Origin of the sequence: Enterocloster bolteae, assembly GCF_002234575.2 — a bacterium.
GTDB lineage: Bacteria > Bacillota > Clostridia > Lachnospirales > Lachnospiraceae > Enterocloster > Enterocloster bolteae.
The window spans coordinates 2240484-2264031 of record NZ_CP022464.2 but is presented as its reverse complement, the minus strand read 5'-3'; the positions used below and the strand labels follow the sequence as shown (position 1 = coordinate 2264031).

27 protein-coding genes are annotated in these 23548 nt (G+C 51.3%); 7 read left to right on the top strand and 20 right to left on the bottom strand.

What is annotated here, in order from left to right; translation table 11 throughout:
• The first annotated feature begins 156 nt into the window (after window positions 1–156).
• Both CGC65_RS10620 and CGC65_RS10615 read left to right on the top strand, forming a co-directional pair.
• Window positions 157–654, top strand: coding sequence for a hypothetical protein (locus tag CGC65_RS10620; protein WP_002569405.1), 498 nt, complete (start codon window positions 157–159; stop codon window positions 652–654).
• Window positions 651–1001, top strand: a complete 351-nt coding sequence (locus CGC65_RS10615) for a NusG domain II-containing protein (protein ID WP_002569406.1) — start codon at window positions 651–653, stop codon at window positions 999–1001. The genes CGC65_RS10620 and CGC65_RS10615 overlap by 4 nt, the downstream gene beginning before the upstream one ends.
• 50 nt (window positions 1002–1051) lie before the next feature.
• Here CGC65_RS10615 and dhaM read toward each other — a convergent pair whose 3' ends face one another.
• The 17 genes from dhaM to gpr form a co-directional block, all read right to left on the bottom strand.
• Window positions 1052–1432, bottom strand: a complete 381-nt coding sequence (gene dhaM / locus CGC65_RS10610; RefSeq protein ID WP_002569407.1) for a dihydroxyacetone kinase phosphoryl donor subunit DhaM — start codon at window positions 1430–1432, stop codon at window positions 1052–1054.
• Between the two features lie 80 nt (window positions 1433–1512).
• Window positions 1513–2136 carry a dihydroxyacetone kinase subunit DhaL gene (gene dhaL / locus CGC65_RS10605; protein ID WP_002569408.1) on the bottom strand — a complete coding sequence of 208 codons (624 nt, stop codon included), beginning with the start codon at window positions 2134–2136 and terminating at the stop codon, window positions 1513–1515.
• Window positions 2137–2186: 50 nt separating this feature from the next.
• On the bottom strand, window positions 2187–3173 hold the full coding sequence (dhaK, locus tag CGC65_RS10600; protein WP_002569409.1) for a dihydroxyacetone kinase subunit DhaK: 987 nt from the start codon (window positions 3171–3173) through the stop codon (window positions 2187–2189).
• A 164-nt stretch (window positions 3174–3337) separates the two neighbouring features.
• Window positions 3338–3529: a hypothetical protein gene (locus CGC65_RS10595; protein WP_002569410.1), complete on the bottom strand. Its 192-nt coding sequence runs from the start codon at window positions 3527–3529 to the stop codon at window positions 3338–3340.
• 166 nt (window positions 3530–3695) lie between these two features.
• On the bottom strand, window positions 3696–4055 hold the full coding sequence (locus CGC65_RS10590) for a DUF1667 domain-containing protein (RefSeq protein ID WP_002569411.1): 360 nt from the start codon (window positions 4053–4055) through the stop codon (window positions 3696–3698).
• Between the two features lie 3 nt (window positions 4056–4058).
• Window positions 4059–5324: an NAD(P)/FAD-dependent oxidoreductase gene (locus CGC65_RS10585; RefSeq protein WP_002569412.1), complete on the bottom strand. Its 1266-nt coding sequence runs from the start codon at window positions 5322–5324 to the stop codon at window positions 4059–4061.
• A 17-nt stretch (window positions 5325–5341) separates the two neighbouring features.
• On the bottom strand, window positions 5342–6781 hold the full coding sequence (locus CGC65_RS10580; RefSeq protein ID WP_002569413.1) for an NAD(P)/FAD-dependent oxidoreductase: 1440 nt from the start codon (window positions 6779–6781) through the stop codon (window positions 5342–5344).
• Between the two features lie 239 nt (window positions 6782–7020).
• Window positions 7021–7734, bottom strand: a complete 714-nt coding sequence (locus CGC65_RS10575; protein WP_002569414.1) for an MIP/aquaporin family protein — start codon at window positions 7732–7734, stop codon at window positions 7021–7023.
• 104 nt (window positions 7735–7838) lie between these two features.
• Window positions 7839–9335 (bottom strand): glycerol kinase GlpK, encoded by a 1497-nt coding sequence (gene glpK / locus CGC65_RS10570; protein WP_002569415.1) that lies wholly within the window; start codon window positions 9333–9335, stop codon window positions 7839–7841.
• Window positions 9336–9434: 99 nt separating this feature from the next.
• On the bottom strand, window positions 9435–10004 hold the full coding sequence (locus tag CGC65_RS10565) for a glycerol-3-phosphate responsive antiterminator (RefSeq protein WP_002569416.1): 570 nt from the start codon (window positions 10002–10004) through the stop codon (window positions 9435–9437).
• A gap of 256 nt (window positions 10005–10260) precedes the next feature.
• Window positions 10261–10926, bottom strand: a complete 666-nt coding sequence (locus CGC65_RS10560) for a thioredoxin family protein (RefSeq protein WP_002569417.1) — start codon at window positions 10924–10926, stop codon at window positions 10261–10263.
• Between the two features lie 4 nt (window positions 10927–10930).
• Complete coding sequence (gene ahpC / locus CGC65_RS10555) at window positions 10931–11497, bottom strand: alkyl hydroperoxide reductase subunit C (RefSeq protein ID WP_002569418.1); 567 nt, start codon at window positions 11495–11497, stop codon at window positions 10931–10933.
• A gap of 117 nt (window positions 11498–11614) precedes the next feature.
• A complete protein-coding gene (locus tag CGC65_RS10550) occupies window positions 11615–12352 on the bottom strand; it encodes a DNA alkylation repair protein (protein ID WP_002569419.1) in 738 nt (245 codons plus the stop codon).
• 72 nt (window positions 12353–12424) lie between these two features.
• Window positions 12425–13702 carry a coproporphyrinogen-III oxidase family protein gene (locus CGC65_RS10545; RefSeq protein WP_002569420.1) on the bottom strand — a complete coding sequence of 426 codons (1278 nt, stop codon included), beginning with the start codon at window positions 13700–13702 and terminating at the stop codon, window positions 12425–12427.
• Between the two features lie 21 nt (window positions 13703–13723).
• Window positions 13724–15538 carry a translation elongation factor 4 gene (gene lepA / locus CGC65_RS10540; RefSeq protein ID WP_002569421.1) on the bottom strand — a complete coding sequence of 605 codons (1815 nt, stop codon included), beginning with the start codon at window positions 15536–15538 and terminating at the stop codon, window positions 13724–13726.
• 73 nt (window positions 15539–15611) lie between these two features.
• On the bottom strand, window positions 15612–16979 hold the full coding sequence (locus CGC65_RS10535) for a stage II sporulation protein P (protein WP_007037749.1): 1368 nt from the start codon (window positions 16977–16979) through the stop codon (window positions 15612–15614).
• 73 nt (window positions 16980–17052) lie between these two features.
• A complete protein-coding gene (gene gpr, locus CGC65_RS10530; protein ID WP_002569423.1) occupies window positions 17053–18063 on the bottom strand; it encodes a GPR endopeptidase in 1011 nt (336 codons plus the stop codon).
• Window positions 18064–18347: 284 nt separating this feature from the next.
• On the opposite strand from gpr, the gene rpsT reads away from it, so the two are divergent.
• The 3 genes from rpsT (at window position 18348) to CGC65_RS31285 (ending at window position 19085) form a co-directional block, all read left to right on the top strand.
• The gene (gene rpsT / locus CGC65_RS10525; RefSeq protein ID WP_002569424.1) at window positions 18348–18611 is read left to right on the top strand and encodes a 30S ribosomal protein S20; all 264 of its coding nucleotides are present in this window, start codon (window positions 18348–18350) and stop codon (window positions 18609–18611) included.
• Between the two features lie 157 nt (window positions 18612–18768).
• Complete coding sequence (locus CGC65_RS10520; protein ID WP_002569425.1) at window positions 18769–18918, top strand: hypothetical protein; 150 nt, start codon at window positions 18769–18771, stop codon at window positions 18916–18918.
• A 23-nt stretch (window positions 18919–18941) separates the two neighbouring features.
• The gene (locus tag CGC65_RS31285; RefSeq protein WP_002569426.1) at window positions 18942–19085 is read left to right on the top strand and encodes a hypothetical protein; all 144 of its coding nucleotides are present in this window, start codon (window positions 18942–18944) and stop codon (window positions 19083–19085) included.
• Window positions 19086–19207: 122 nt separating this feature from the next.
• Here the strand turns inward: CGC65_RS31285 and CGC65_RS10515 are convergent, their stop codons facing one another.
• From CGC65_RS10515 to holA, 3 genes are read right to left on the bottom strand one after another with little or no spacing between them, the layout of a single operon-like run.
• Window positions 19208–19792, bottom strand: coding sequence for a cytidylate kinase-like family protein (locus CGC65_RS10515; RefSeq protein ID WP_002569427.1), 585 nt, complete (start codon window positions 19790–19792; stop codon window positions 19208–19210).
• 57 nt (window positions 19793–19849) lie between these two features.
• Window positions 19850–20422, bottom strand: a complete 573-nt coding sequence (locus CGC65_RS10510; protein WP_002569428.1) for a TIGR01440 family protein — start codon at window positions 20420–20422, stop codon at window positions 19850–19852.
• Window positions 20423–20442: 20 nt separating this feature from the next.
• A complete protein-coding gene (gene holA / locus CGC65_RS10505) occupies window positions 20443–21423 on the bottom strand; it encodes a DNA polymerase III subunit delta (RefSeq protein ID WP_002569429.1) in 981 nt (326 codons plus the stop codon).
• Window positions 21424–21688: 265 nt separating this feature from the next.
• Between holA and CGC65_RS31550 the strand changes: the two genes are divergently transcribed.
• Entirely contained in the window at window positions 21689–22327 is a 639-nt protein-coding gene (locus CGC65_RS31550; RefSeq protein ID WP_002569430.1) for a hypothetical protein, read from the top strand.
• 19 nt (window positions 22328–22346) lie between these two features.
• Complete coding sequence (locus CGC65_RS10495; RefSeq protein WP_002569431.1) at window positions 22347–23375, top strand: DUF4868 domain-containing protein; 1029 nt, start codon at window positions 22347–22349, stop codon at window positions 23373–23375.
• Window positions 23376–23548 lie beyond the last annotated feature (173 nt).

Genomic DNA, 23548 nt, shown 5'->3' with positions numbered 1-23548 from the left:
ACCGTGGACAGGAATGAATTACCACCTGTGCCTGTGTGAAAACGTATTGTATGCAATGGCTTATTGTGATAAAATAAACAATATATCCCACCCCAGCGCCGTCCGCGTATATTCCGCTCCGGCGCATACTACTATATTTTTAAAGGAGTGTTTTCCATGAAGAGAAGTACCATCAGCTCCAACGCCAGAAGTTTGATTGGCATTGCAGTCATGGCAGTGTTGTCCTTAGCGGTAATTGCCGTATCAGACCCTTTGTATAAGGCCCTAAGAGGACCTGTGACCACGGCCAGCCCCGAGGCGCCCCTGGCCGACGGGATCTATACCCATGAAGCTTTGGAACCAGACGCAAACGGCTTTCGGGACAGAACTACCCTGACCGTATCCGACGGTATCATCGTATCCTGTGTCTGGGATTCCTTTAACAGTGACGGAGAAAGCAAACAGAAGCTTTCCATGGAAGGCCAATATATCATGACAGAGGACGGGCCTCTGTGGAAAGCCCAGTCCGACAGCGTATGCCGGTACCTGATAGAACACCAGCGCCTGGCCGGCGACGACGGATACACCACCGATGCCGTGGCCTCAGTCAGCATCAACGTATATCCATTTATGAACGGAGTGGAGGAATGCCTGCGTCAGGCTGAAATCAAATGAACATATTACAGAAACGGGACGTGATTCTGGCTGCTGCCATACTACTGCTGGCAGCGGCTGCCTTTGGCATCAGCCACTATATCCGCCGCACACCGGCTGCCATTGCCCAGGTGTCTGTGGACGGAACCGTAGTGGAAACACTGGATCTCAGCAAGGATACGGAGATAACAGTTACATCCTCCAACGGCGGCACCAACCACCTGATAGTAAAGGACGGTGAAATCTGGTGCAGCGAGGCCAGCTGCCCTGATAAGGTATGTGTCCACCAGGGGAAAAAACATTTAAACAGCGACACTATTGTGTGCCTTCCCAATCAGATGATTGTAACCATAACAGGCGGGGAATAAATCCCCCGCCTGTTCTATTTATTTCTTCCTTCTATGCCCTAAACTATGTCCTAAAACTTCTTAGCCCTGCCCACTCCGGCCAGGGCTGTCCTGATATCCTCAAAGCTCATTCCGCCCACGGAATCAATGGTGGCAACCACGGCGCCCTCCACCAGAGGACAATCCACCATCTCCACCTTCTTTCCCTCGAACATCTCAATGACCATCTCCGTGGTCATGACAGCGCTTCCCAAATCCACCAGGACAAGGACCCCGTCATCGGAATAGACAGACTCAATGGCTGCCTGTATCTTCTCAAAGCTGGTTCCAAAACCGCCGCCGTCCATGCCTCCGGCCGGCGCGATCCTGGCGTTGGGCGCCATGATGGAAGTCAGCTCCACCACACTTTTTGCCAGATTCTCACTGTGGGACACAATCACAAATCCTACCATATGTACTACTGCTCCTTTCAGCCGGACACCGATGCTCTATGCCGGATTTTGTATCCGGTACCGGTTTCCGATATCTGTCTCTATACCAGCCCCGCAATGACTTCCAGCATATAGGAATAAGAGGTGGCTCCCGGATCCTGATGCCCCAGTCCCCTCTCTCCCACATAACTGGCCCGGCCTTTGGTAGCTACCAGATCTTTGGTGTGCTCTGCGCCGGCCCAGGCTGCCCTGACTCCGGCCTCCAGCGCTTCCCGTACGCTCTTTCCCTCTGCCGCCGCGTCCTTCATGGTTTTCAGGGAAGGGACCATGGCATCCAGCATGGTGGCTTCCTCCACAGTGGCCTTTCCTCTCTGCTCCACTGCCTGTACAGCCGTATCCATCATAGACAGGAAATCATCCATATCCATCTCTTCCTTTCCTGCCAGGGCCATGCCTGCCTTCATATAGGCCGAACCATACAGGGGGCCGGAAGCGCCTCCCACAGTGGATACCAATGTCATGCCCACTGTTTTCAGAATGGTCCCTATATCCTTTCCCTCCAGGTCAGGAAGCTTTCCCTCCACCGCTGCAAATCCCCGCGCCATATTAATGCCATGGTCGCTGTCTCCAATCGGCTGGTCCAGCTCTGTGAGATACTCCTTCTCGGCCTCCATCTTCAGACCGATTGCCCTGATGATTTCCAATACTTTTTTACTGTCTGCCATGATGACCCACCTTTCATTTCAATTTATTTTTATGACCTCAGAAATGCCTGTTACTTCCAGGCCGGCGTATCCGCCGGGGCATCCAAAAGCTCCTTCAGCTGGTCATCCAGCCTCAGCAGCGAGATGGAGAAACCCTGCATCTCAATGGAAGTCATGTACTCTCCCACAAAGGTCTTATAAACCCTGATTCCCTTTTCAGCCAGAACATCCGAGACCCTGTTATTGATGATAAAGAGCTCCATGAGAGGTGTTGAGCCTGCTCCGTTGATCATCACAGCCACCTCGCGGCCCTCATAGTCAATGTCTCCCAGAATCTGTGCCAGAAGCATATCCGCCACCTGGTCCGCTGTCTTCATGGACTCCCTGTGGGTTCCCGGCTCTCCATGGATCCCGATTCCCACTTCCATCTCATCATCTGACAGCTCGAATCCCGGCTTTCCTGCCGCGGGAACCGTACACGGCGCAATGGCTGCACCCATGGTCCGCACGTTGTCGATTACCTTCTGCGCCACCGCATGGACCTCGTCCAGGGAAGCCCCTGTCTCCGCCATGGCGCCTGCGATTTTATGTACAAACACGGTTCCGGCCACACCTCTGCGTCCCACTGTATACAGACTGTCCTTTACCGCCACATCGTCATTGGTCACCACATACTTCACGGTGATGCCTTCCATCTCAGCCATCTCAGCGGCCATCTCAAAATTCATCACGTCGCCGGTGTAGTTCTTGACCACCATAAGCACGCCTGCATCCGTGGCAATGGCCTTGATTCCCTCATAAATCTGGTCCGGGGTAGGCGATGTAAACACTGCGCCGGCCACAGCCGCGTCCAGCATGCCGCATCCCACGTATCCGCCGTGAGCCGGTTCGTGCCCGCTTCCTCCTCCGCTGATCAGGGCCACCTTTCCTTCTTTCTTATTGGCTCTGACCACCACATTGCCGCAGTCCAGTTTTCTCAGATAACCCGGATAGGCCTTAACCATACCCTGTATCATCTGATCCTCTACCAGCGCCACATCGTTGATAAATTTCTTCATATCGCGTAAACCCCCTTTTATTTAATAGGCTGCACCAAATGCGGGCAGCGGTTTCCCCACTGGTTCCTAAACCACGTAAAGCAGGGGCCGCCATTTGGAGCGCCGGACGGATTCATACCCGTCTGCGCGCCCCTCCTGTAAGCCTCTGCTTTCCGTTCTTTCTGTTACTCGCCCAGACAGTTCATGTCGTTGAGGCCGCAGGTTTTGTCCTCTTCCTCCTCGACACAGTTCATGTCGTTAAGTCCGCAGGTCTTATCCTCTTCCCCTTCCAGACAGTTCATGTCATTGAGTCCGCAGGTCTTATCCTCTTCCTCGGTAATTCCGTTCATGTTATTGATGTCCAGTTTCTTCTCCATTTAGAGCCCTCCTTCTTCTTCGGACAGCGCCCCATTCTGCCGGTACGCCATCCATCAAACTACAGTAAGCCGGCGGCCGCCATATGGCAGCTGCCGACCGACCGGCGCGCCCCTGCTGATTCAAACGGAACCATATTCCTGTCCCGCCTCCGGCAGGAGCACACAACTATAGCACTTCCTTGGTAGCCACTATATCAACTCCCGTACCGGCCACGTCTGCCACGACCACATCTCCGATGCGGATGGGAGCCTTGACGGTTACGCCCTTTAAGGCCTTTACACACTGGAATATCTTATCCTTGGGTATATCTTCCCTGGTCTTGACAGATACCATGTCAGCCCGTCCGCCTTCCACCCTTACAGTGGAGGTGACGATTCGGGTCGGATTCGTTACTTCCTTGCGCGCATATGTCTCGCCCTTCTTGCATGTGTACCCTGTGATGGTCTTGATTTCCCCGTTTTCCAGTTCAACGGTCAGAGGACACCCCATAGGACAACCGATACAGATAAGTTCTCTCTTTTCCATGGTCTATGCCTCCTCTACCTTTATTGTAATCTTCTTAAGACCGGGATGCAACATCAATTTTTCCTTCTGGAGCTTTATCTCCTCCATCTCTCCGGGCGCCATAACCGGACGTTTCCTGTGCATAACCTGCTCATCATCAAAGTATACGCCGATATAGCAGTTTTTATAAACATTCCCCACACGGAAACGCACGATTTGGGTTTCCTCCATGCGGTCCGGATGGATGGTGCAGGGCACCGTATAGCGCACCCCGTCCACTGCGCTTAACTCTATCTCCTGTCCTGTTCCGGAGCACCTGCCGTCCTTCACATATCTGGCCGCGTTCTTACCTGCCGCCGCTGCCTCCTCTGACACAAAATCCACCAAATCATGGACGTGGAGCACGTTGCCGCAGGCAAATACGCCTTCGATATTGGTTTCCAGGCTTTCGTTCACCACCGGCCCTGATGTGACGCGGTTCATTTTCACGCCCATTCCGTTAGACAATTCATTCTCAGGTATCAGTCCCACGGAAAGAAGCAGGGTGTCACAGGTATAATCCTCCTCAGTTCCCGGTATCGGCTTACCCTTCTCATCCACGGCTGCCAGGGTGATTCCCTCCAGCCGCTCCTTTCCCCGTATGTCAACCACGGTATGGCTCAGCTTCAGCGGAATGCCGTAATCGTCCAGACACTGTACGATATTACGTTTCAGTCCTCCGGAATAAGGCATCAGCTCCGCCACCACCTTCACCCTGGCGCCCTCCAGGGTCATACGCCTGGCCATAATAAGGCCGATGTCTCCGGATCCCAGGATAACCACTTCCCGTCCGGGCATAAAGCCCTCCATATTCACCAGACGCTGGGCCGTGCCTGCGCAGTAAATGCCAGCGGGCCGGTAGCCCGGTATGTTCAGCGCCCCCCTGGAGCGCTCCCTGCATCCCATGGCCAGTATAACCGCCCTGGCCTGTATCTCAAACAGCCCCTCTTCCCTGTTCATGGCCGTGACCACCTTGTCATGGCTGATATCCATGACCATGGTGTTTAGCTTATATTCAATCTTCCTCTCATACACCTGTTCCTCAAACCTGGCAGCGTACTCCGGGCCTGTCAGCTCCTCCTTGAATGTATGGAGGCCGAATCCATTGTGGATGCACTGGTTTAATATGCCTCCCAGTTCCTTATCGCGTTCCAGGATCAGGATACTCTCTATCCCGTTATCCCTGGCCGCTACAGCTGCAGCGAGACCCGCAGGACCGCCGCCGATTATGACAATATCATATTCCCTCATCTTGCGCGCGCCCCTTTCTATATTCTGTCCTTGTTGGTTCCCACTACAAGCTTTGAATCCCCGCCGGCCTTTGTAATCTCCGTCATGGGAAGTCCCAGCTCGCGGTGAAGCAGTTCCATGGATCTGGGCGTGCAGAACCCTGCCTGGCAGCGGCCCATTCCCGCCCTGGTCCTGCGCTTGATGCCGTCCAGGGAACGCGCCCCCAGGGGCCTGTGGATGGCGTCCAGGATTTCTCCCTCTGTGACCATCTCGCAGCGGCAGATGATATTTCCGTAAGCAGGATTCTGTCTGATCAGCTCTGCCTGCTCCTCTTTTGTAAGTGTATCCGGGTCCAGAATTCCCTTGCGGCTGCCGTCAAACTGCGGATTTGGCTCCAGTCCCAGCTTTTCCTTAAGGATTCCGGCCACCATCCTTCCAATGGCAGGACAGCTGGTAAGGCCGGGCGACTCGATTCCCGCGCAGTCTACAAATCCGGGCGCGTCCTCCAGCTCTTTTATAATAAACTCATGATGATCCTCATGGGCCCTGAGTCCGGCAAAGGATGTGATAACCTGGCGCATGGGAAGGTCTTTTACGTTCATCCCTGCTTTTGCAATCAGTTCATCCAGACCTTCCCTGGTGGTGGCTGTGGCCTCTTTGTCCTCAATGTCAATGGCTGTGGGCCCCACAATCAGGTTGCCATGTACTGTAGGCGATACCAGGACGCCCTTTCCATACTTTCCCGGAAGGGCGAATATGGTATGGCTCACATGATTTCCTGCGCTCTTATCTAACAGACAGTAATCTCCCCTTCTGGGGGTTATGTGTATCTTTGTTCCGCTGACCATGTTGTGGAACTTATCGGCATGGACTCCTGCCGCGTTGACCACACAGCGGGTCTCATACACACCCTGGTTTGTTTCCAGAGCCCATCCGCCCTCTATCCTGCGGATATCTGTCACCTCAGTATTAAATTTAAAGTCCACGCCGTTGGTATAGGCATTTTCCGCCAGCGCAATGTTCAGATTAAAGGGACATACGATGCCTGCCGTAGGTGCATAGAGAACGCCTGCCGCCTCATCTGCCAGATTGGGCTCCATTTCCTTGATTCTCGCCTTATCCGTGATGATTTCCAAATCCTTTACACCGTTCTTAACTCCCCGCTCATACAGAGCTCTCAGATCCGGCAGAGACTCCTCGTCCAGACATACCACAAAGGATCCGCAGGGATTAAAGGGAAAATCCAGCTCCTTTGCCAGTTCAGGCATGATCTGGTTTCCTTCCACATTCAGCCTGGCCATCAGCGAGCCTTCGGCCGCGTCATATCCGGCATGGACAATGGCACTGTTGGCCTTGGACGTGCCGCAGCACACATCCTCCTCCCGTTCCAGGACACAGGCATTCACCTTATACCGCGACAGCTCCCTGGCAGATGCAGCGCCGGACACGCCGGCCCCGATTATTATTACGTCATACATATGTTTTGTTCCCTTCCTTCTTTTTTTATGAAAATGCCGGTTCCTCCCGGCATCTTCCTGCCGCCGCCCTCACCGGGCCGGCCATTTATCTTAAATCCGCCGGCCTGGTTTAAAACAGCCAGCCGGGCGGCCAACATTCAGCCCCGAAGGGTTAAAAAAGCGGAGCAAACAAGGCGTGTTTCCACACCCATTTGCTCCGCTCTGTTCTCACGCAATCAATATTCAGTTCATACTAAACATTACATCCACGGAATTGCCTGATACAGTAAAGCTGCCACTACTGCGCCCACAACCGGCCCGATGATGACAACCGGTGCATAGCCCCAGTTGGAATCGCCTTTGCCCTTAATCGGCAGGACAGCATGTGCAAGACGTGGTCCCAGGTCACGTGCCGGATTGATGGCATAACCTGTCAGACCGCCCAGAGACATACCAATGGATACGATAATTCCAAATACAAGCAGTTTATCCACGCCTGGTGCAATGCCGGATACCTGGCCGATGCCTTTGATTGCAAATACAAGCACGAATGTTCCCACTGCCTCGCTTAAAATGTTGCGTCCCATGTTAGGAACGGATGGTCCTGTACAGAAGGTCCCCAGCTTGGTTGCCGCTGACTCGGTTGCGTCATACTGGTCCTTAAACAGAAGGTATACAATGACAGCGCCCACAAAAGCACCGGCAAACTGTGCCACAATGTATCCGGGAACAAGTCCCCATGACATACTTCCATCCACTGCCAGGGCAATGGTCAGCGCCGGATTAAAATGCGCGCCGGATGCAGCGCCGAAGATGAACGCGGGCAGCATAACCGCAAGGCCCCATGCAAAGGTAATCTGGATGGAACCAGCCCCCTTCATGCCTGATTTGTTGAGCGTCACGTTTGCTACAACGCCGTCACCTAAGATGATCAGTATCATGGTCCCCAAAAACTCTGCAATATATGGTAACATATAATAACCCCCTTATCTGTATGGCATGGCTCCGGCCCCTGTGCCAAGGGGCGCCGGAGGCCGGGCAGCCATGCTGAATCACATTGTTTCATACCCATATCTGATTAATCTTCTTTTGCCCATCCGTAAGAGCATTTCACGGCCTTGTTCCAGCCGGTCACCATCTCTGTCCTCTTCTCCTCTGAAATCTCCGGAGTAAAGGTGCGGTCGATGGCCCAGTTCTTGATAACCTCTTCCTTGTTTGCCCAGTATCCAACTGCCAGACCTGCCAGATAGGCGGCGCCCATGGCAGTGGTCTCCACGCACTGCGGACGGTTCACCGGAGCATTGATAATGTCTGCCTGGGTCTGCATCAGATAGTTGTTTGCGCTTGCTCCGCCGTCCACCTTAAGGGCTGCCAGCTCAATGCCGGAATCCGCCTTCATGGCCTGGAGCACGTCGTTGGTCTGATAGCACAGGGAATCCAGCGTAGCCCGGATAATGTGATACTTGTTGACGCCGCGGGTGATGCCCACAATCGTGCCTCTGGCGTACTGGTCCCAGTGGGGGGCGCCCAGTCCTGTAAAGGCGGGAACCACATAACAGCCGTTGGTGTCCTTTACCTTCTTGGCCATATACTCGGAATCAGGCGAGGAATCTATAATCCTCATCTCGTCCCTCAGCCACTGGATGGCGGCGCCGGCAACGAAGATGGAACCTTCCAGAGCATAATTTACTTTGCCGTCCAGGCCCCAGGCAATGGTGGTAACCAGGCCGTTCTTGGAGAATACCGGCTTCTCACCTGTGTTCATCAGCATAAAGCAGCCGGTTCCGTATGTATTCTTTGCCTCGCCCGCATTGAAACAGGTCTGGCCGAAAAGCGCTGCCTGCTGGTCGCCTGCCGCCCCGCCGATGGGGATTGGGCCGCCAAAGAACTGCGGATCGGATTCACCGTATACGAAACTGGATGGTTTTGCTTCCGGAAGCATGCACTTCGGAATGTTTAACTCGGCCAGAATCTCATCATCCCACTCTAATGTATTGATGTTGAACAGCATGGTGCGTGATGCGTTGGAATAATCGGTTACATGTACTCTTCCCTTGGTCAGTTTCCAGATCAGCCATGTCTCCACGGTTCCGAACAGCAGCTCCCCTTTTTCTGCGCGTTCCCTGACTCCTTCCACATTCTCAAGTATCCATCTCAGCTTTGTTCCTGAGAAATAAGCGTCAATCACAAGTCCTGTCTTGGCACGGAAGGTATCGACCAATCCTTTCTCCTTCAGTGTATCGCAGTACTCGGAGGTCCTGCGGCATTGCCACACGATTGCATGGTATACGGGCTCCCCAGTCTCCTTATCCCATACAATGGTAGTCTCACGCTGGTTGGTGATGCCGATGGCCGCGATATCCTCTGCGGTTGCCCCGATTTTGGACATAGCCTCCACTGCAACGCCTAACTGTGTGGACCAGATTTCATTGGCATCATGCTCTACCCAACCTGGCTTCGGGAAGTACTGGGTAAATTCCTTCTGAGCAACACTGCACATTTCCCCCTTTTCATTGAACAGGATACACCTGTTGCTTGTCGTACCCGAATCCAGTGCCATTACATACTTTGCCATAAAAAACCCTCCTTCTTGTTGTTCTGATACATACCATATGTATCATTTATACATAAACCCATTCTCCTTCCCCAGGAGAGCGGACTTAAGTTTCTAATTTCACATCAGCCATACTTTCTGATTCGTTGTGGATACGGATATGGCCCCGGCTGACAGGGCGGCCATCACGTCCTCCTTGTCTGATATAAGTCCCCCCGCTATGACAGGCACCTTCACCAGTCTGCACACCCTGCGTATCACCTTGGGCATGAGTCCCGGCAGTATCTCTATGATGTCGGGCCTGGCCACGCTCATCTGTTTCTCGATGTTTTCAAAAGCCATGGAATCCAATACAAAGACCCGCAGCGTGGTATACAAGGACAGCTCTCTGGCCCGTTTTATCAGGGCCGGCTTTGTTGAGATGATTCCGTCCGCACTGGTATTATTCCTGATGAAATCTACAGCAACCTCCTTGCTGCTGAGTCCTGTTATCAGGTCAATATGTACCATGGCCACTTTGTCTGACGCTTTAATCTGTTCGACGATGGCGCTGATATTGCAGATATCCCCAAAAAGGATGAACACCACCTTAATCTCATCTCTCTGGCAGCAGGCGTCAAGACCCTCCATGTCCTTCACCGCTGCTATGACCGGATTGGCTTCAATCAGGTCATATAATTTCTGGTTCATCGGTATCCCCCCTCACATAATTTCACCACTAAAAAGAGCATAGTTCTAAATCAACATTTCTGTCGTTTCACTATGCTCTCATCATCTCAGCAACTTTATTCGTCTGTCTTTATCTGTTTTCAATATAGCACATTGCACATACAAATTCAATAGAGGATTTTCTTTTCTCACATAATGTACAATTTTTTATCAATTTGAGCACTTTTTTTATTAGTATTTAACAAGTTTTTAATGGAGTTTTACCATTTTTTAGTTATTATTTTAACAAGGTGACGATTTCGTCTATGGTCTTGCTTCCCATCACAATCCTGCTGTCATTTAGAATCATCATAGGCACCCGCTTAATATCATATTGGGCTACCAGGTCCTCATAAAGGGCCGCGTCAATCATTTCAGCCTCAATATTCGGATTCAGGAACGCAATCTGCTGGCAGGCTGTCACTACCAAAGGACAGTGATGGCAGGCAAGGGACACGCAGATCTTGATATTTGTCTTCTTGTCCAGCCGTTGGATTTTCTTTCTGGTACCCTTCGCCACCTCCTGTCCCGGCCCTGCCAGGTTATAGACAGCCAGCACAAAGGAGTTGATTTCCCTGCCTCCCGGCACCCCGTGAAACGCAGCCCGTCCGTAGGCCCCATCCTTATACAGTCCTGTTACGGGCAGCCACGCCGTATTCAGTTCCGGCACCTGGTCCGCCTCATCCGGTCCGTATAACTCCAGCTCAAGGTTAGGACTTACAGAGACGACTGCCCTGAGAAAGGAGGCCATCTCCCGGTCCTTTTCCCCGGACAGATCCACCACTGCCCTGATTGTCACTCTTTTCTCCATTCTGCCGAAGATACCGGCCAGCTGCGTCTTAAGCCCCTGGTCCACCAGACTGCTTTCTTCGGGAATCGTATTTAAATCAATCGTAACATCCACCTCCCTACAGCATTCCCACCAAATCCAGGCTGGGTGTCAGCGTCTCTTCTCCCGGTTTCCACTTTGCAGGACATACCTGATCTCCATGTTCCTCCACAAACCGGGCAGCCTGAACCTTGCGCAGTAGCTCCTGGGCGTTCCGGCCGATTCCCATGTCATGAATCTCATACGCCTTAATCTTACCTTCCGGATTCAGGATAAAGGTTCCCCGAAATGCCTGGCCGGCTTCCTCATCCAGCACGCCGAACTCCCTGGCCAGCTTCCCGGCCGGGTCTCCCAGCATGGGATACTGTATTTTTTTGATGGTATCCGAGGCATCCGCCCATGCCTTATGGACAAAATGGGTATCCTCCGACACCGAGTAAATTTCACACCCGGCTTCCTTGAATTCCTCATAAAAATCAGCCAGGTCCCCTAACTCCGTGGGACACACAAAGGTAAAATCAGCCGGGTAGAAAAAAAATACAGACCAGTGCCCCAGGGTGTCCTCCCTGGTCACATCCATGAACTTCCCCTGATAAAACGCCTGTACCTTAAATTCCCCGATGGTCCTGTTAATCAGATTCCCCATAAAAATGCTCCTTTCTCCAATTGTTGAGACAACAACTCCGGTTTATCCGTAAATATACTGACTTTTCTGAGTATCAGTTTGATTGTAGCACAAGTTTTTGGAGAGGACAAGGGGGTGTCAGCGCCCCCTTCGCATCTGCCGCACCAGCTTCTTTGTTTCTTTGTCCACGCGGAAGGACTCTGTGATTTTCTGGAGCGCTTTATTGTAGGTCCAGTCGTCCAGGCTGCTCTGCTTCAGATATTCCATTACCTGGTCCGGGAATTTGACGAAATAGACGGAGACAGCCCAGGCCACGGCCATTTTGGCATAGTAACCCGGATGACGGACGCGGTCCAGCAGTTTTAGGGCGCGGTCCAGATAGTCCTGGTCTGTGTAATGGGATAACAGCATGACGGTTCCGAAACGCAGGTCGTATTCCCTGCCGGATTGGAAATAAGGCTGGATGAACTGCCAGACCTCTTCCCTGTAACGGCCGGTGATTTTAAGGGAGCCGCAGAATATATCGCACACTGCCCAGTTATTGATGGCCGGGACAAAGGCGGTTACGTATTCCCCGGCCGTGTCCCAGTCACGGCAGCCTCCGCAGATACACAGCCCCCAGATTATCATTTCGTCGTAGAGAACGCCGTCTGCTCCCTGGCCCTTTTCCTTCCAGGCACACGATACCTCTTTTATGTACTCCTGCCATCCGCTTTTTTTCAGGTCTTTCGCGATACCACGGAGTTCCGGCGTGCGCACTCCCATGATGCCGGTGATTCCCGGCAGAAGCCGGCTGTGGAATTCCCGGTATTCCGGGTCTGACAGCTCTTCCAGTTTTTTTCTTACGGTTTCACGTATGGTTGGTTTATCTGGCATATTAATCTCCTGGTTTAAATGATAATGGTTTGCTGGCTCAGAGCGTGTCTGAGCAGTTCCTGCCGACACGCTTTAGAGAAGAAATTCACTGAGTACAAAGTTGCTTACATCCATTCCCCACTCGGTCAGGGATATCCAGACACCCTCGCGCTTTAAAAGTCCGTCCCCAATGAGACGCTCTATTACAGGCCCGTATACGCCTTCTATTTTGACCCCGAACATGGATACGAAGTCTATCTCTGATATGCCCTTTGTCATGCGAAGCCCCAGGAACATGAATTCCTCCATCTGGGCTTCCCTGGTCAGCTCCTCCACAGGGCCTCTGAGAAGGGCAAGGGCTGAGGATCCGCCTTCTTCGGAAAAATCCAGGTGCAGATAGGTGTCCAAATCCCGTTCATTGGAAAAACGTGTTCCGTTTATGCAGGAGGATGCTCCCAGACCCAGGCCCAGATAAGGTACTTCCCTCCAGTAACCGGTGTTGTGCAGGCACTCCCTGCCGGGCTTGGCGTAATTGGATATCTCGTAACGGCCATACCCCTGCTCAGCCAGAAAGGTCCTGGTAAAATGATAGATGCGGTTCTCTGTGTCCTCGTCCGGAAGGGCGGGATAAAGGGCCGCTCTTTTTCTGGGAAGAGGAGCCTGCTCTGTTTGGCCGCCGCCCCGCGGGTGCAGAAAACAGACATCATCTGTTTTAAGGCCGGTCTCCTCCCCTTCCCGCTTTCCGTAACGGTCCCAGAAGGGTGTTCCCTCCTCCACAATAAGGCTGTATGCGGATATGTGCTCCGGTTTCAGCATGGTCACCTTCTTAAGGGTATTCTTCCAGCTCTCCAGTGTCTGGCCCGGAATGCTGCTCATCAGGTCCACATTCACGTTGGTGAATCCGGCCATGCGGGCGCACTGGTAGCTTTTCAGGAATTCCTCAAAGGTATGGATTCTCCCCAGGTCCTTAAGTTCCTGGTTGTCCGCGGACTGAAGGCCGATGCTCAGCCGGTTGATTCCCGCCGCACGGTAGATGTGAAGCTTGTTCTGAAGCAGGGTGCCGGGATTGACCTCTATGGTAATCTCCGCATCTCCCGCTATGTCAAAATTCCGGTTTAAAGCCTGCATGATATCCCTGATAAGACATGGTTCCATAACAGAAGGAGTGCCTCCTCCTATGAACACGGTCTTAACCTGGTATTCACGGCAGCAGGCACCCTGGACTTCTATTTCCCGGATCAGTTGTTCGGTATAAGCCTCATGAACAGACGCCAGCGCCCTGAAGGACAGGAAATCGCAGTAAAGACATTTCCTGGCGCAAAAGGGCACATGGATGTACAGCTCCAGGGGCTTTCTCTGTAAGTTTGTCATCTTATGATTTATCCCACCTATTTATTCGTCATCCAGCTTCAGCACACTCATAAATGCCTTCTGCGGAATCTCTACATTTCCAATCTGGCGCATACGTTTCTTGCCCTCCTTCTGCTTCTCAAGGAGTTTTCTCTTACGGCTGATATCACCGCCGTAGCACTTGGCCAGCACGTCCTTGCGCACAGCCTTCACCGTTTCCCTGGCAATGATCTTGCCGCCGATAGCTGCCTGAATCGGTATCTCAAACAGATGTCTTGGAATCTCATCCTTCAGCTTCTCGCACATCTTTCTTCCCCGTTCATAGGCGGAATCCGCATGTACGATAAAGGACAGGGCATCCACCTCTTCACGGTTCACCAGGATGTCCAGCTTCACCAGGCTGGAACGCTCATACCCCTTTAACTCATAGTCAAAGGAAGCGTATCCCCTGGAACGGGACTTAAGGGCATCGAAGAAATCATAGATGATTTCATTTAAGGGAAGCTCATATTTCAGAAGGGCGCGGGTCGTTTCGATATATTCCATACCCAGGTAATTGCCCCTGCGCTCCTGGCAGAGCGTCATAATTGAACCTACAAATTCCGTGGTTACCATGATTTCCGCACTGACAATCGGCTCCTCCATGTACTCGATTTCCGTAGGATCAGGAAGGTTGGACGGATTGGTCAGCTCCATCATCTCGCCCGTGGTTTTATGCACCCGGTACACAACGCCCGGGGCCGTTGTCACCAGGTCCAGGTTGTATTCACGTTCCAGACGTTCTTCTATGATTTCCAGGTGCAGTAGTCCCAGAAAACCGCAGCGGAATCCAAAGCCCAGGGCAATGGATGTCTCCGGCTCGTAGAACAGGGAGGCATCGTTGAGCTGCAGCTTCTCCAGTGCGTCCCTTAAGTCATTGTACTTGGCGCCATCCGCCGGATAAAGACCGCAGTATACCATGGGAGTGACCTTTTTATAACCGGGAAGGGGAGATGCGCAGGGGTTGTCCCTGGAAGTCACCGTATCGCCCACACGGGTATCCCGCACATTCTTGATGCTGGCCGTGATATAGCCTACCATACCGGCTCGCAGCTCCTCGCAGGGAATGAACTGGCCTGCGCCGAAATACCCCACCTCCACCACATCCTCCTCGGATCCGGTGGCCATCATACGGATGGGGGTCCCTCTTTTTACGGTACCCTCCATGATACGGCAGAATATAATAACTCCCTTGTAGGAATCGTAGGTGGAATCAAAGATAAGGGCCTTTAAAGGCGCCTGCGGATCTCCCTTGGGAGCAGGTATCTTGTGGACTATGGCTTCCAGCACTTCTTCTATATTAACGCCTGTTTTTGCTGAAATATGTGGGGCGTCGCTGGCATCCAGGCCAATGACGTCCTCGATTTCCGCTGCCACCCGCTCCGGCTCCGCGCTGGGGAGGTCGATTTTATTGATAACCGGAAACACATCCAGGTCATGATCCAGGGCCAGGTATACGTTGGCCAGGGTCTGGGCCTCGATTCCCTGGGAGGCGTCCACCACCAGTATGGCGCCGTCGCAGGCAGCCAGGCTTCGTGATACCTCGTAGTTAAAATCCACATGTCCCGGCGTGTCTATCAGGTTGAAAATGTACTCGTTTCCATCCTGGGCCTTGTATACGGTACGGACTGCCTGAGACTTGATGGTGATTCCCCTCTCCCGTTCCAGGTCCATATTATCCAGTACCTGCTCCTGCATCTCACGGCTGGTGAGAAGTCCTGTTTTCTCAATAATACGGTCAGCCAGGGTGGACTTGCCGTGGTCAATGTGTGCTATAATGCAAAAATTGCGAATTTTACTCTGGTCAACTGTTGGCATGCTTTATCCTCTTTCTGTGGTATTTCTTCACCGGAAACTTGCGTACATCCATATGGAAAACGCTTCCGTTCGCTTACTGAATTATACTATCTTTTCTATTTCCTTGCAACACCATATCCAAAAGTTCTGACAGGGGCTCCATGGCGTTTAACGCCTCCTCATACGTGTTTGTCTGGGCCCCCACCTCGATCAGGCTGGACTTGGGGCGCAGGTGTTCATTATACCGGAGGCCCTTAAGGTATATCTTGCGGGTAAAGCCGGGATAATAGGCGGCGGCTCCCAGCTGCATCTGGAGGCTGAATGCCAGGTTATCCTCCCGGTACGGATTCTGCAGGTACTCAATGGGGCCCTCCGGTGTCTGGCTCAGCCCGTTAAAGAACATAATCTGCGCCGTATCCCTGCCGTCCACCTGGGTGACCAGATGCAGGTTCTCCCCCACCCCGTCCCTGTGGATATCTAACACCACCTCGATGGAAGGATTCTGCTGCAGTATGTTGGTGATTCCGTCCAGGGCATAATTATAAGCCTTGCTCCGGTCCAGCTGGCCGTTTTTCAAGTCATAAACCGATGTGTCGTGGTATACATTGTAACCCTTGGCTTCCAGAAGCCGGGTCAGGTAATCCCCCACGCCCACCACGGTCTGTCCCGGGCCGGAATCCTTATAGGCTTCCTGGGAATGGGTGTGGTAGATAAGTATCTGGGGCTTGGAATCATCCCCCTTCATGGTCATGTCACGGCTCAGCAGATCCTTGGCATTCATCAGGTCACGGCCCGCCGTGGTGGAGGTGTGGACACTGTAAAAATGTTTTATGAGGAAATCGTAATCCATCAGCTGTTCCAACACATATGTATTGCCGGTAATGGGGCGCTCCAGTGTCCCCGTTATGGTCTCCAGGGACTGGTTTGGCCCCTGGTATCCGGATGCCGTACCTCCCGCGCCGGCTGCCAGGTCCTGGCTGCTTTCTGTTTTGGCACCACCCGCACCGCCAGCTCCTCCGCCCCGGACAGTTTCCCCTCCCTGAGCAGTTCCTCCTGCGCCCGCAGCGGCTTCCCCTGAGGCCAGGACTCCCGGTTCCTCCAGTGTCTGCTGGCCGGATTCCTCATTGCCGTACCAGGCAAGATACTGGTGTTCTTCATAAAATGTTTTAACCGCGTTGTATTTACGGTAAGCAGGATCCGGGTCATTGATAGCCCCGGTGCTTCCCCAGGCATCCGGCCATGAGCCTGACATCCCGGCATTTTCTGCGGGATGGGCCTGGTTCCATATGGCTTCCACCAGCCATTGACCGCCTGCGCATATCATATCTTTGTAATCACTCTTTGTTATGCTTCCGGCGGCCCGGCTGATATACCGGCCGCACAGGAGCATAAGCAGTATAAGGACCGTGCCGGTCAGAAACCGGCGCATGAGCCGGTCCACGCCTCCACGTCTTATTCTCATCAATTCATTCACCTGTCATCATACTATTATTATGATATGCAGGAACGTGGAGGATATTGCTTGTTTCGTAACCTTACGGAAAAACAGCCTGATGGATGCCCTCGGATATGGTAAAGCTTAACTGCTTCACGGACTGGTCAATGTCCGGAGGAGTGACATAAAGAGGACCGAATTCCGGCTCCAGTAACTCCCGTATAAGCTGGTACTGTCCGTCCGGGTCCATTTCCTCGATCCAGCTCCCGGTTCCCCTGGTACCCTCATTTTCCGCCAGCACCCCCACAAGGGCGGAGACGGTATCGTGAACAATGGCCGCCGCCCCCACCACGGTGGGAACCCCAATGGCCATCACCGGCACTCCCAAGCTTTCCTTTGTCAGGCTGTGGCGGTGATTTCCAACCCCGGAGCCCGGGTGGATTCCCGTATCCGTAAGCTGGATTGTGGTTCCCAGACGCCGCACGCTCCTGGCTGCCAGGGCGTCAATGGCAATTATCAGGTCAGGATGGGTTTCATGTATGATTCCCTTTAAAATCTCTGCCGTCTCCATGCCGGTCTGCGCCATGACTCCGGGCGCTATGCCGCTGATAGCAGGAAGTTTCCTGTCTTTCAGGAAGGTGTTTCCGTACTGTCCGTCCAGATGCCTTGTTACCTGCAGGTTATCCAGTACCCGGGGACCCAGGGAATCCGGGGTGACGGAATCATTTCCCAGCCCTACCACCAGGACCGAGGGCAAATCCTCCTCCCTGTACCCAATCATCTCCGCCATAAGCCTGCGTATCTGATGCGCCAGTTCTTCCGATATCTCACTGTGGTAATCGTCATCCGCCTTGGACAGCCGGTCTGCCTCCAGAGTAAGGTAGGTACCTCTGGGCTTTCCCATTGATTTGGCTCCCTGTTCATTCAGTATTTTTACCTCTGTCAGTTTTAAGCCGCTCTTTTGGTGATGCCATTCCTTCAGCCGGACTCCGGATACGTCTCCTCCTTCGCCCATGGAACTCTCACGCTGCTCCAGCGCCAGGTCCGTTCTCACCTGGAAGGTACCGGCCGCAGCCTCATTGACAGCGTTTACAGCTGCATTTTCCTCCATATTCATCCACCTCACATATCATTCTCCCATCAGTTTCTGCGATTATGGCCGGAAATATGTATGATTGGATTTGAAAGAGTCTGTTTTCGATTGGGGATATGATTGCAGCAGAAAAATCCCATGTCAAATGTCATGTCAAATTTCTTCAAAAATTCGCCAAATATGACTTGACATTCCGGGTCAGATTAGCTAGAATACAATAGTATGTTTACATTGAACTGTCCGTGTCCAGGCTTTGATGGAAAACACAAAGATTATAATATGAAGAACGGAGGTGTATTTCATTGGCTAACATTAAATCTGCAAAGAAGAGAATCTTAGTAAACGAAACTAAGGCTGCAAGAAACAAGGCGATCAGATCCAAGGTTAAAACTGCAATCAAGAAGGTTGACGCTGCTGTTGCTGCTGGGGACAAGGCTGCTGCCCAGGCTGCACTGCTGGCTGCTACCACTGAGATTGACAAGGCTGCTACCAAGGGAGTATATCACAAGAATAATGCTTCCCGCAAGGTATCCCGCTTATCCAAGGCTGTTAATTCCATCGCTTAATTTATAGAGATATTCATTGTTAAGGAATTTCAGACACTCTTCCTTCCGGCCCAACCCACCGGGAGGATTTTTTTGCTTTAAATACAGCTCTGACTCCCCATTTTATACAGTGCATAAAATGAGGATTCCGGCCCATACTATCATCGAGGTGATAGATATGGCATCCTATGTTTCCCCGAAAATTCGGGACAAATTTGAAACCCTTTCCGTTGACTTAAAAAACTGCATTCTGGAGCGCAATGTACACCTGGAAACATTGCAGGACCTGATTAAGGTTCTGGATGAAATCGTGAAAGAGGGAAGCTGACAGCATCCAAAGGAGGCAGAATCATGAATCGTACCATGAATGAGGATACAGCGGAAAACAGGGACTGTTCCAACGATACGGACCATGTGAAGAAGGACAAGGGCGCTTATGCAGAGCCCCTGCCGGAATCTTTCAGGCCGCGCCGTGACGGCCCTGGCGGAGAGTAAGGCTTTAAGAGGGAAAAATCCCAGACAGATAAGCGGCTGCCTGCTTTGGCTGCCTGCGTTTCCTGCCTGGGATTTTTCACATTTTATTCCGGATACCGGTTTTACATATTGGCACAAACCTATTATTTCACATACTTAATATAGGTCAGAGCTGCTTCCAGACATCCTTCCACGCCTGCCAGTCCGCTGTTGAGGCAGATATCATATGCATCCATATCACCCCACTGGGTGGTGGAATAATATTCATGATATGCCTTGCGCCTCTTGTCCACTGCCAGGATGCTGGCCTTGGCCTCCTCTCTGGTGAGTCCGGGATTCAGGGACATGATACGGTTAATACGGTTTTCCATATCTGAGAATACAAAGATATTAACAGCGTCCGGAAGTATGGCATCTGCACAGCGCCCCACAATAACGCACGGCCCCTTGTCGTTCAGGTTGCGGATGACGGTTGCCTGGGCCGCATAAATGCGCTGGGTCATGGCAATCTGGTAGTCCGGCGGAACCTGCCGCGGTGAATAATTATCAAAATCCGGGTCCACCTCATCGTTGGCCTCTAATACGGAAGTCTCAATATTTCCTTCTTTCGCAATCATGGCTATCAATTCCTTATCATAAAAAGGAATTCCCAATCTCCGAGCCAGTTTTTCGCCAATCTCCCGTCCTCCGCTGCCGTACTCGCGGCTGATTGTAATTGCTCTGTTCATAACCATACCTCCTCATATCCCATTTTCATATTCTATGTCAGTAACCGGCTGCGGTCCTTACATATTCTCCTCGTCGTAGCGGGCTCTGATACCGCCGATAAACTTAGGTCTGGTCCTGGCGCATACCACATGGGCGCTTCCTATCTCTTTTGTCTTTATCCGCACAGGGACTGCCACGTCCTTCATATGCATGCCGATGAGGGTATCCCCGATATCAATTCCCGCATGGGCCTTGATGTGCTCCACTGCCACGGGGTGTTCCAGAGTGGCATACGCAGCCGTGGCAAAAGAACCTCCGGCCTTTAGCTGGGGAACCACATTCACCTGTTCATAGCCGTAAGCCTGAGCTGCCTCTGCCTCCAGAATCAGGGCACGGTTTAAATGTTCGCAGCACTGGGCAGCCAGATAGATTCCCTTTGGCTTTAGTTCCTGGTAAAGAGCCGTATACACAGCCATCCCTATCTCCGCGCTTGAGTGGGATCCAATCTTGAAGCTGTCTATCTCGCTGGATGAACAGCCCACCACCAGAATCTGTCCCGGCTTCAGACGGGCCGCCTCCATAAGCTCCTCCAGCACCTGCCTGGCCTGAGCCTTTAAATCTTCCAGTTCAATTGTCTCCATCATATCCATCGCCTTCATTCCTCTTTTTTTTATTCATATTTGTTTGCTATGAGCAGTTCCACCGCCAGCCGGTCCTGCAGCTTTCCGGTCTTAACGCCTTCCTCTGCATCCACACAGAGATTCACATAGGACAGGATCTGTTCCCTGGTAAATGTCTTGGCCTGCAGCATGATTTTTCCCACCACAAAGGGCTGAAGCTTAAGCCTGGACGCTATGGTGCTTTTATCCATCCCCTTTCCCATCAGGTCCTTGACCTGAAGGATTTGATTAAACTGCCTTGCTATCAGAAAAAGGATGCGCATGGGCGGTTCCTTCAGTGTCAGAAGATCCTCATAGAGGTCCATGGCCTTGCGGGTCTGGCGTGCCGCTATGGCTGTTATCATGTCAAATATTTTATTGGTTACCTGGGTGGTGCAGATGGTCTCCACGTCCTCATCCGTAATCACCTCGCGGCCCAGAGTATAGCTTATAAGCTTTTCCAGCTCCGAGCTGATGTTCTCCATGTCATCCCCAGCCTTGCTCAGAAAGAATTCCATGGTGCGGCCGGTAATCTTCCTGCCGTTTTTAGACAGGATGCCTGCCGCCCATCTGGCAAGCTGGGCCGGTTCCTGATGGCTCAGTTCCGCCGCATAGCCGTATTTCTTCACTGCCTTATATAGTCTGCTCCTCTTGTCCACTTCCGATTCCACAAAAACAAGACAGGTGGATTCAGGGATTCCTCCCATATACTCCGTCAGCTCGTCCGCTCCTGCCCCGCCTTTAAAGAATCCGCTGTCCTCCATCAGTATAAGGCGCTTCTCCGCAAAAAAAGGCATGGTGTCCGCAAGGCCGATAATTTCGTTTACATTCATCCCTTTGCCTTCAAAATAATTATAATTCATGGTATCCCCGTCGGTAAGGGCTTCTCTCAGACGGCTCTTATAACTTTTCTTTAAGAAGGCCTCTTCACCGAACAGAAGGTATACAGGCTTAAATGTACGGTCTTTTATGTCCTGATTCAATGTCTGCATGTAAAGGTCGTCCTTCCATATCCCGTCAATTGGCTGATGTTTTCCAATTTCAGTATAACACAGGGCAAGGTGATTTGTCACTAGAGCATGTTTGAAAAGTGCTGCTTAAGTGTCTGAAAAGCGCTGCCCAAGTGTTTGAAACGTCCTGATTAAGGTTCAAAGTTTCCTTGTTCATCTCCCGGATTTATAGTAGACTGTAATCATGGAACATATATATGGTGTAAGGAATCATGTTCATGCAAAAAACAGGAGGCAAGAGGAAACCATGGGGGAACAAAACTTACTACTGAAAAGGAAGCTTGTCATTCAGTCCTTCCTGCCGCTGTTCATTTTTATTTTTATCAGATACTTTGATTACAGGATGATATCATCCATATGCCATTTCATCCGTGAATTGATGCAGAGGAATTTCAGTGTCATGAACCGGATATGGGACCATCCATACCTTGGTCCATTTATCGCTGCATTCATTTCACTGGCATGCTCCCTTTACGGCATAACCGCCATGTGGCAGTTTAAGAGCATGCAGATGTCCGGATTTGTGGATGCAGGCGAAGAAATCGTGATTGAAGAAGAGATAACGGATTCCGGAATCACATTTTTCATGACCTTTGTGCTGCCTCTTTTGCTGGACGATGTGGAAACCTTAAGGGGCTTCATCATTTTTACCGGTATTTTAGGGCTGGTCATCCGTTTGATGTGGACCACCCATTTATATTATCAAAACCCCATATTGACTCTGTTGGGCTACAGGATATATAAATTCCGCTTCCTCAATCCTGTCATGGACGGCTGCCGGGATAAAACCATGATTGCAGTGTGCAGAACAGGCATTGCAGAGAAAAAAATAGTGAAATGGAAATATATATCGGATGATGTCTGCCTGATGTACAATAAAAACTGAAACAGCGGAGAAACATACAATGGAAAACAAAAGAGAACACAGCACGAACCATGCTACCCCAAAAACGCCAAAGGAAATAATTGTAAATTCATTAACAGAACTGTTTGCGGATGATGAATTTGGGTTTGATATGTTTATCATGATGAAAACCGGGGATCCCCCCATGAAGCATTTCGCTTTTTATGAGGGACCCACTGGCAGGGAACATGATTTTAAGCTCAAAGTCCAAAACTCCATCGTCAAGAGTATCAGAGATCTGTTTCTTGATGAGGAGGCTGAATATGCAATGGCGGAACAGGCAGGGGGCAATCAGAATATTTTTTACATCATAAAACAGAATGACGATTATAAGCCGTTTGAACTTCTGAATACCCCGGAAAAGCAAATGGGTCCTTTCTTCATGGATGACAGGGACAAGGCCGATGCAATACTCTTCCGCTTCAGAAGGGGCGTTCACAGCATCTGGGCTTACCAGTATATACTTCCCGCCACCATTCCCAATAAGAAAAACCAGCACTTTTTTGCCCGGATATTAGATACGGAACAGACTGATTGTTTTGTGGAAATGCCGGAACAGCTCTTTGTAATCACAAGAAAAGTAGATCTGCTCGTCATGGATGACAAAATCATCACCAAAGATATAGGCCTGATGCAAAGACATTTCGGGTTCAATGACTTCATCAAGGCATCAGCCAAAAAAGCGGTGTCTGATATTTCAGATATCCGTCTGGTGACTAATTGTGAAAAATTAACGGCATATATCGAGCGGAACCAGACTAAATATTCCCGCAAGATGATGCGGATTAAACACTACCATGTGGTGGAAAAGACAGCGGAGGAACTGATACAGATAATCAATACAGTCCCCCGCTGGCAGGGAGTATTTGATATCCGTGACGGACAGATTTATCTGAGGACCTTTAGGGATGTGGAAAACCTGATTGATTTATTCGATGAAAGATATACGGTTTCGCTGGTGACGGGGGATGAATTTGATACGGATGTAAAAAGGCTGGCTGCTCCGGGAGGAATGGGAGGGGAGGATTAAAACACATGAAAATATGCATGGAAACATTCCGGCAGCCTTTGAGATATGTGTTTTGGAAATAGCCTATGGGAGATACGAAAAAACACTGGAAAATCATGATTGACAGACGAACTGAAAATGGCTTATAATAAAGGTACAAAAAAGGCAGTTCACTCCAGTGAGTGGCTTCCAAA

Coding starts and splice junctions, on each gene's coding strand:
- CGC65_RS10575 (WP_002569414.1), bottom strand. CDS start 7,734: ATGTTACCATATATTGCAGAGTTTTTGGGGACCATGATACTGATCATC.
- CGC65_RS10520 (WP_002569425.1), top strand. CDS start 18,769: ATGGCATCCTATGTTTCCCCGAAAATTCGGGACAAATTTGAAACCCTT.
- lepA (WP_002569421.1), bottom strand. CDS start 15,538: ATGCCAACAGTTGACCAGAGTAAAATTCGCAATTTTTGCATTATAGCA.
- holA (WP_002569429.1), bottom strand. CDS start 21,423: ATGCAGACATTGAATCAGGACATAAAAGACCGTACATTTAAGCCTGTA.
- dhaL (WP_002569408.1), bottom strand. CDS start 2,136: ATGGCAGACAGTAAAAAAGTATTGGAAATCATCAGGGCAATCGGTCTG.
- CGC65_RS10580 (WP_002569413.1), bottom strand. CDS start 6,781: ATGTATGACGTAATAATAATCGGGGCCGGCGTGTCCGGCGCTGCATCT.
- gpr (WP_002569423.1), bottom strand. CDS start 18,063: ATGGAGGAAAATGCAGCTGTAAACGCTGTCAATGAGGCTGCGGCCGGT.
- dhaK (WP_002569409.1), bottom strand. CDS start 3,173: ATGAAGAAATTTATCAACGATGTGGCGCTGGTAGAGGATCAGATGATA.
- CGC65_RS10595 (WP_002569410.1), bottom strand. CDS start 3,529: ATGGAGAAGAAACTGGACATCAATAACATGAACGGAATTACCGAGGAA.
- CGC65_RS10615 (WP_002569406.1), top strand. CDS start 651: ATGAACATATTACAGAAACGGGACGTGATTCTGGCTGCTGCCATACTA.
- CGC65_RS10495 (WP_002569431.1), top strand. CDS start 22,347: ATGGAAAACAAAAGAGAACACAGCACGAACCATGCTACCCCAAAAACG.
- CGC65_RS10535 (WP_007037749.1), bottom strand. CDS start 16,979: ATGAGAATAAGACGTGGAGGCGTGGACCGGCTCATGCGCCGGTTTCTG.
- CGC65_RS10550 (WP_002569419.1), bottom strand. CDS start 12,352: ATGCCAGATAAACCAACCATACGTGAAACCGTAAGAAAAAAACTGGAA.
- CGC65_RS31285 (WP_002569426.1), top strand. CDS start 18,942: ATGAATCGTACCATGAATGAGGATACAGCGGAAAACAGGGACTGTTCC.
- CGC65_RS10590 (WP_002569411.1), bottom strand. CDS start 4,055: ATGGAAAAGAGAGAACTTATCTGTATCGGTTGTCCTATGGGGTGTCCT.
- CGC65_RS10515 (WP_002569427.1), bottom strand. CDS start 19,792: ATGAACAGAGCAATTACAATCAGCCGCGAGTACGGCAGCGGAGGACGG.
- CGC65_RS10565 (WP_002569416.1), bottom strand. CDS start 10,004: ATGAACCAGAAATTATATGACCTGATTGAAGCCAATCCGGTCATAGCA.
- ahpC (WP_002569418.1), bottom strand. CDS start 11,497: ATGGGGAATCTGATTAACAGGACCATCGGGGAATTTAAGGTACAGGCG.
- glpK (WP_002569415.1), bottom strand. CDS start 9,335: ATGGCAAAGTATGTAATGGCACTGGATTCGGGTACGACAAGCAACAGG.
- CGC65_RS10585 (WP_002569412.1), bottom strand. CDS start 5,324: ATGAGGGAATATGATATTGTCATAATCGGCGGCGGTCCTGCGGGTCTC.
- dhaM (WP_002569407.1), bottom strand. CDS start 1,432: ATGGTAGGATTTGTGATTGTGTCCCACAGTGAGAATCTGGCAAAAAGT.
- CGC65_RS10620 (WP_002569405.1), top strand. CDS start 157: ATGAAGAGAAGTACCATCAGCTCCAACGCCAGAAGTTTGATTGGCATT.
- CGC65_RS10510 (WP_002569428.1), bottom strand. CDS start 20,422: ATGGATATGATGGAGACAATTGAACTGGAAGATTTAAAGGCTCAGGCC.
- CGC65_RS31550 (WP_002569430.1), top strand. CDS start 21,689: ATGGGGGAACAAAACTTACTACTGAAAAGGAAGCTTGTCATTCAGTCC.
- CGC65_RS10545 (WP_002569420.1), bottom strand. CDS start 13,702: ATGACAAACTTACAGAGAAAGCCCCTGGAGCTGTACATCCATGTGCCC.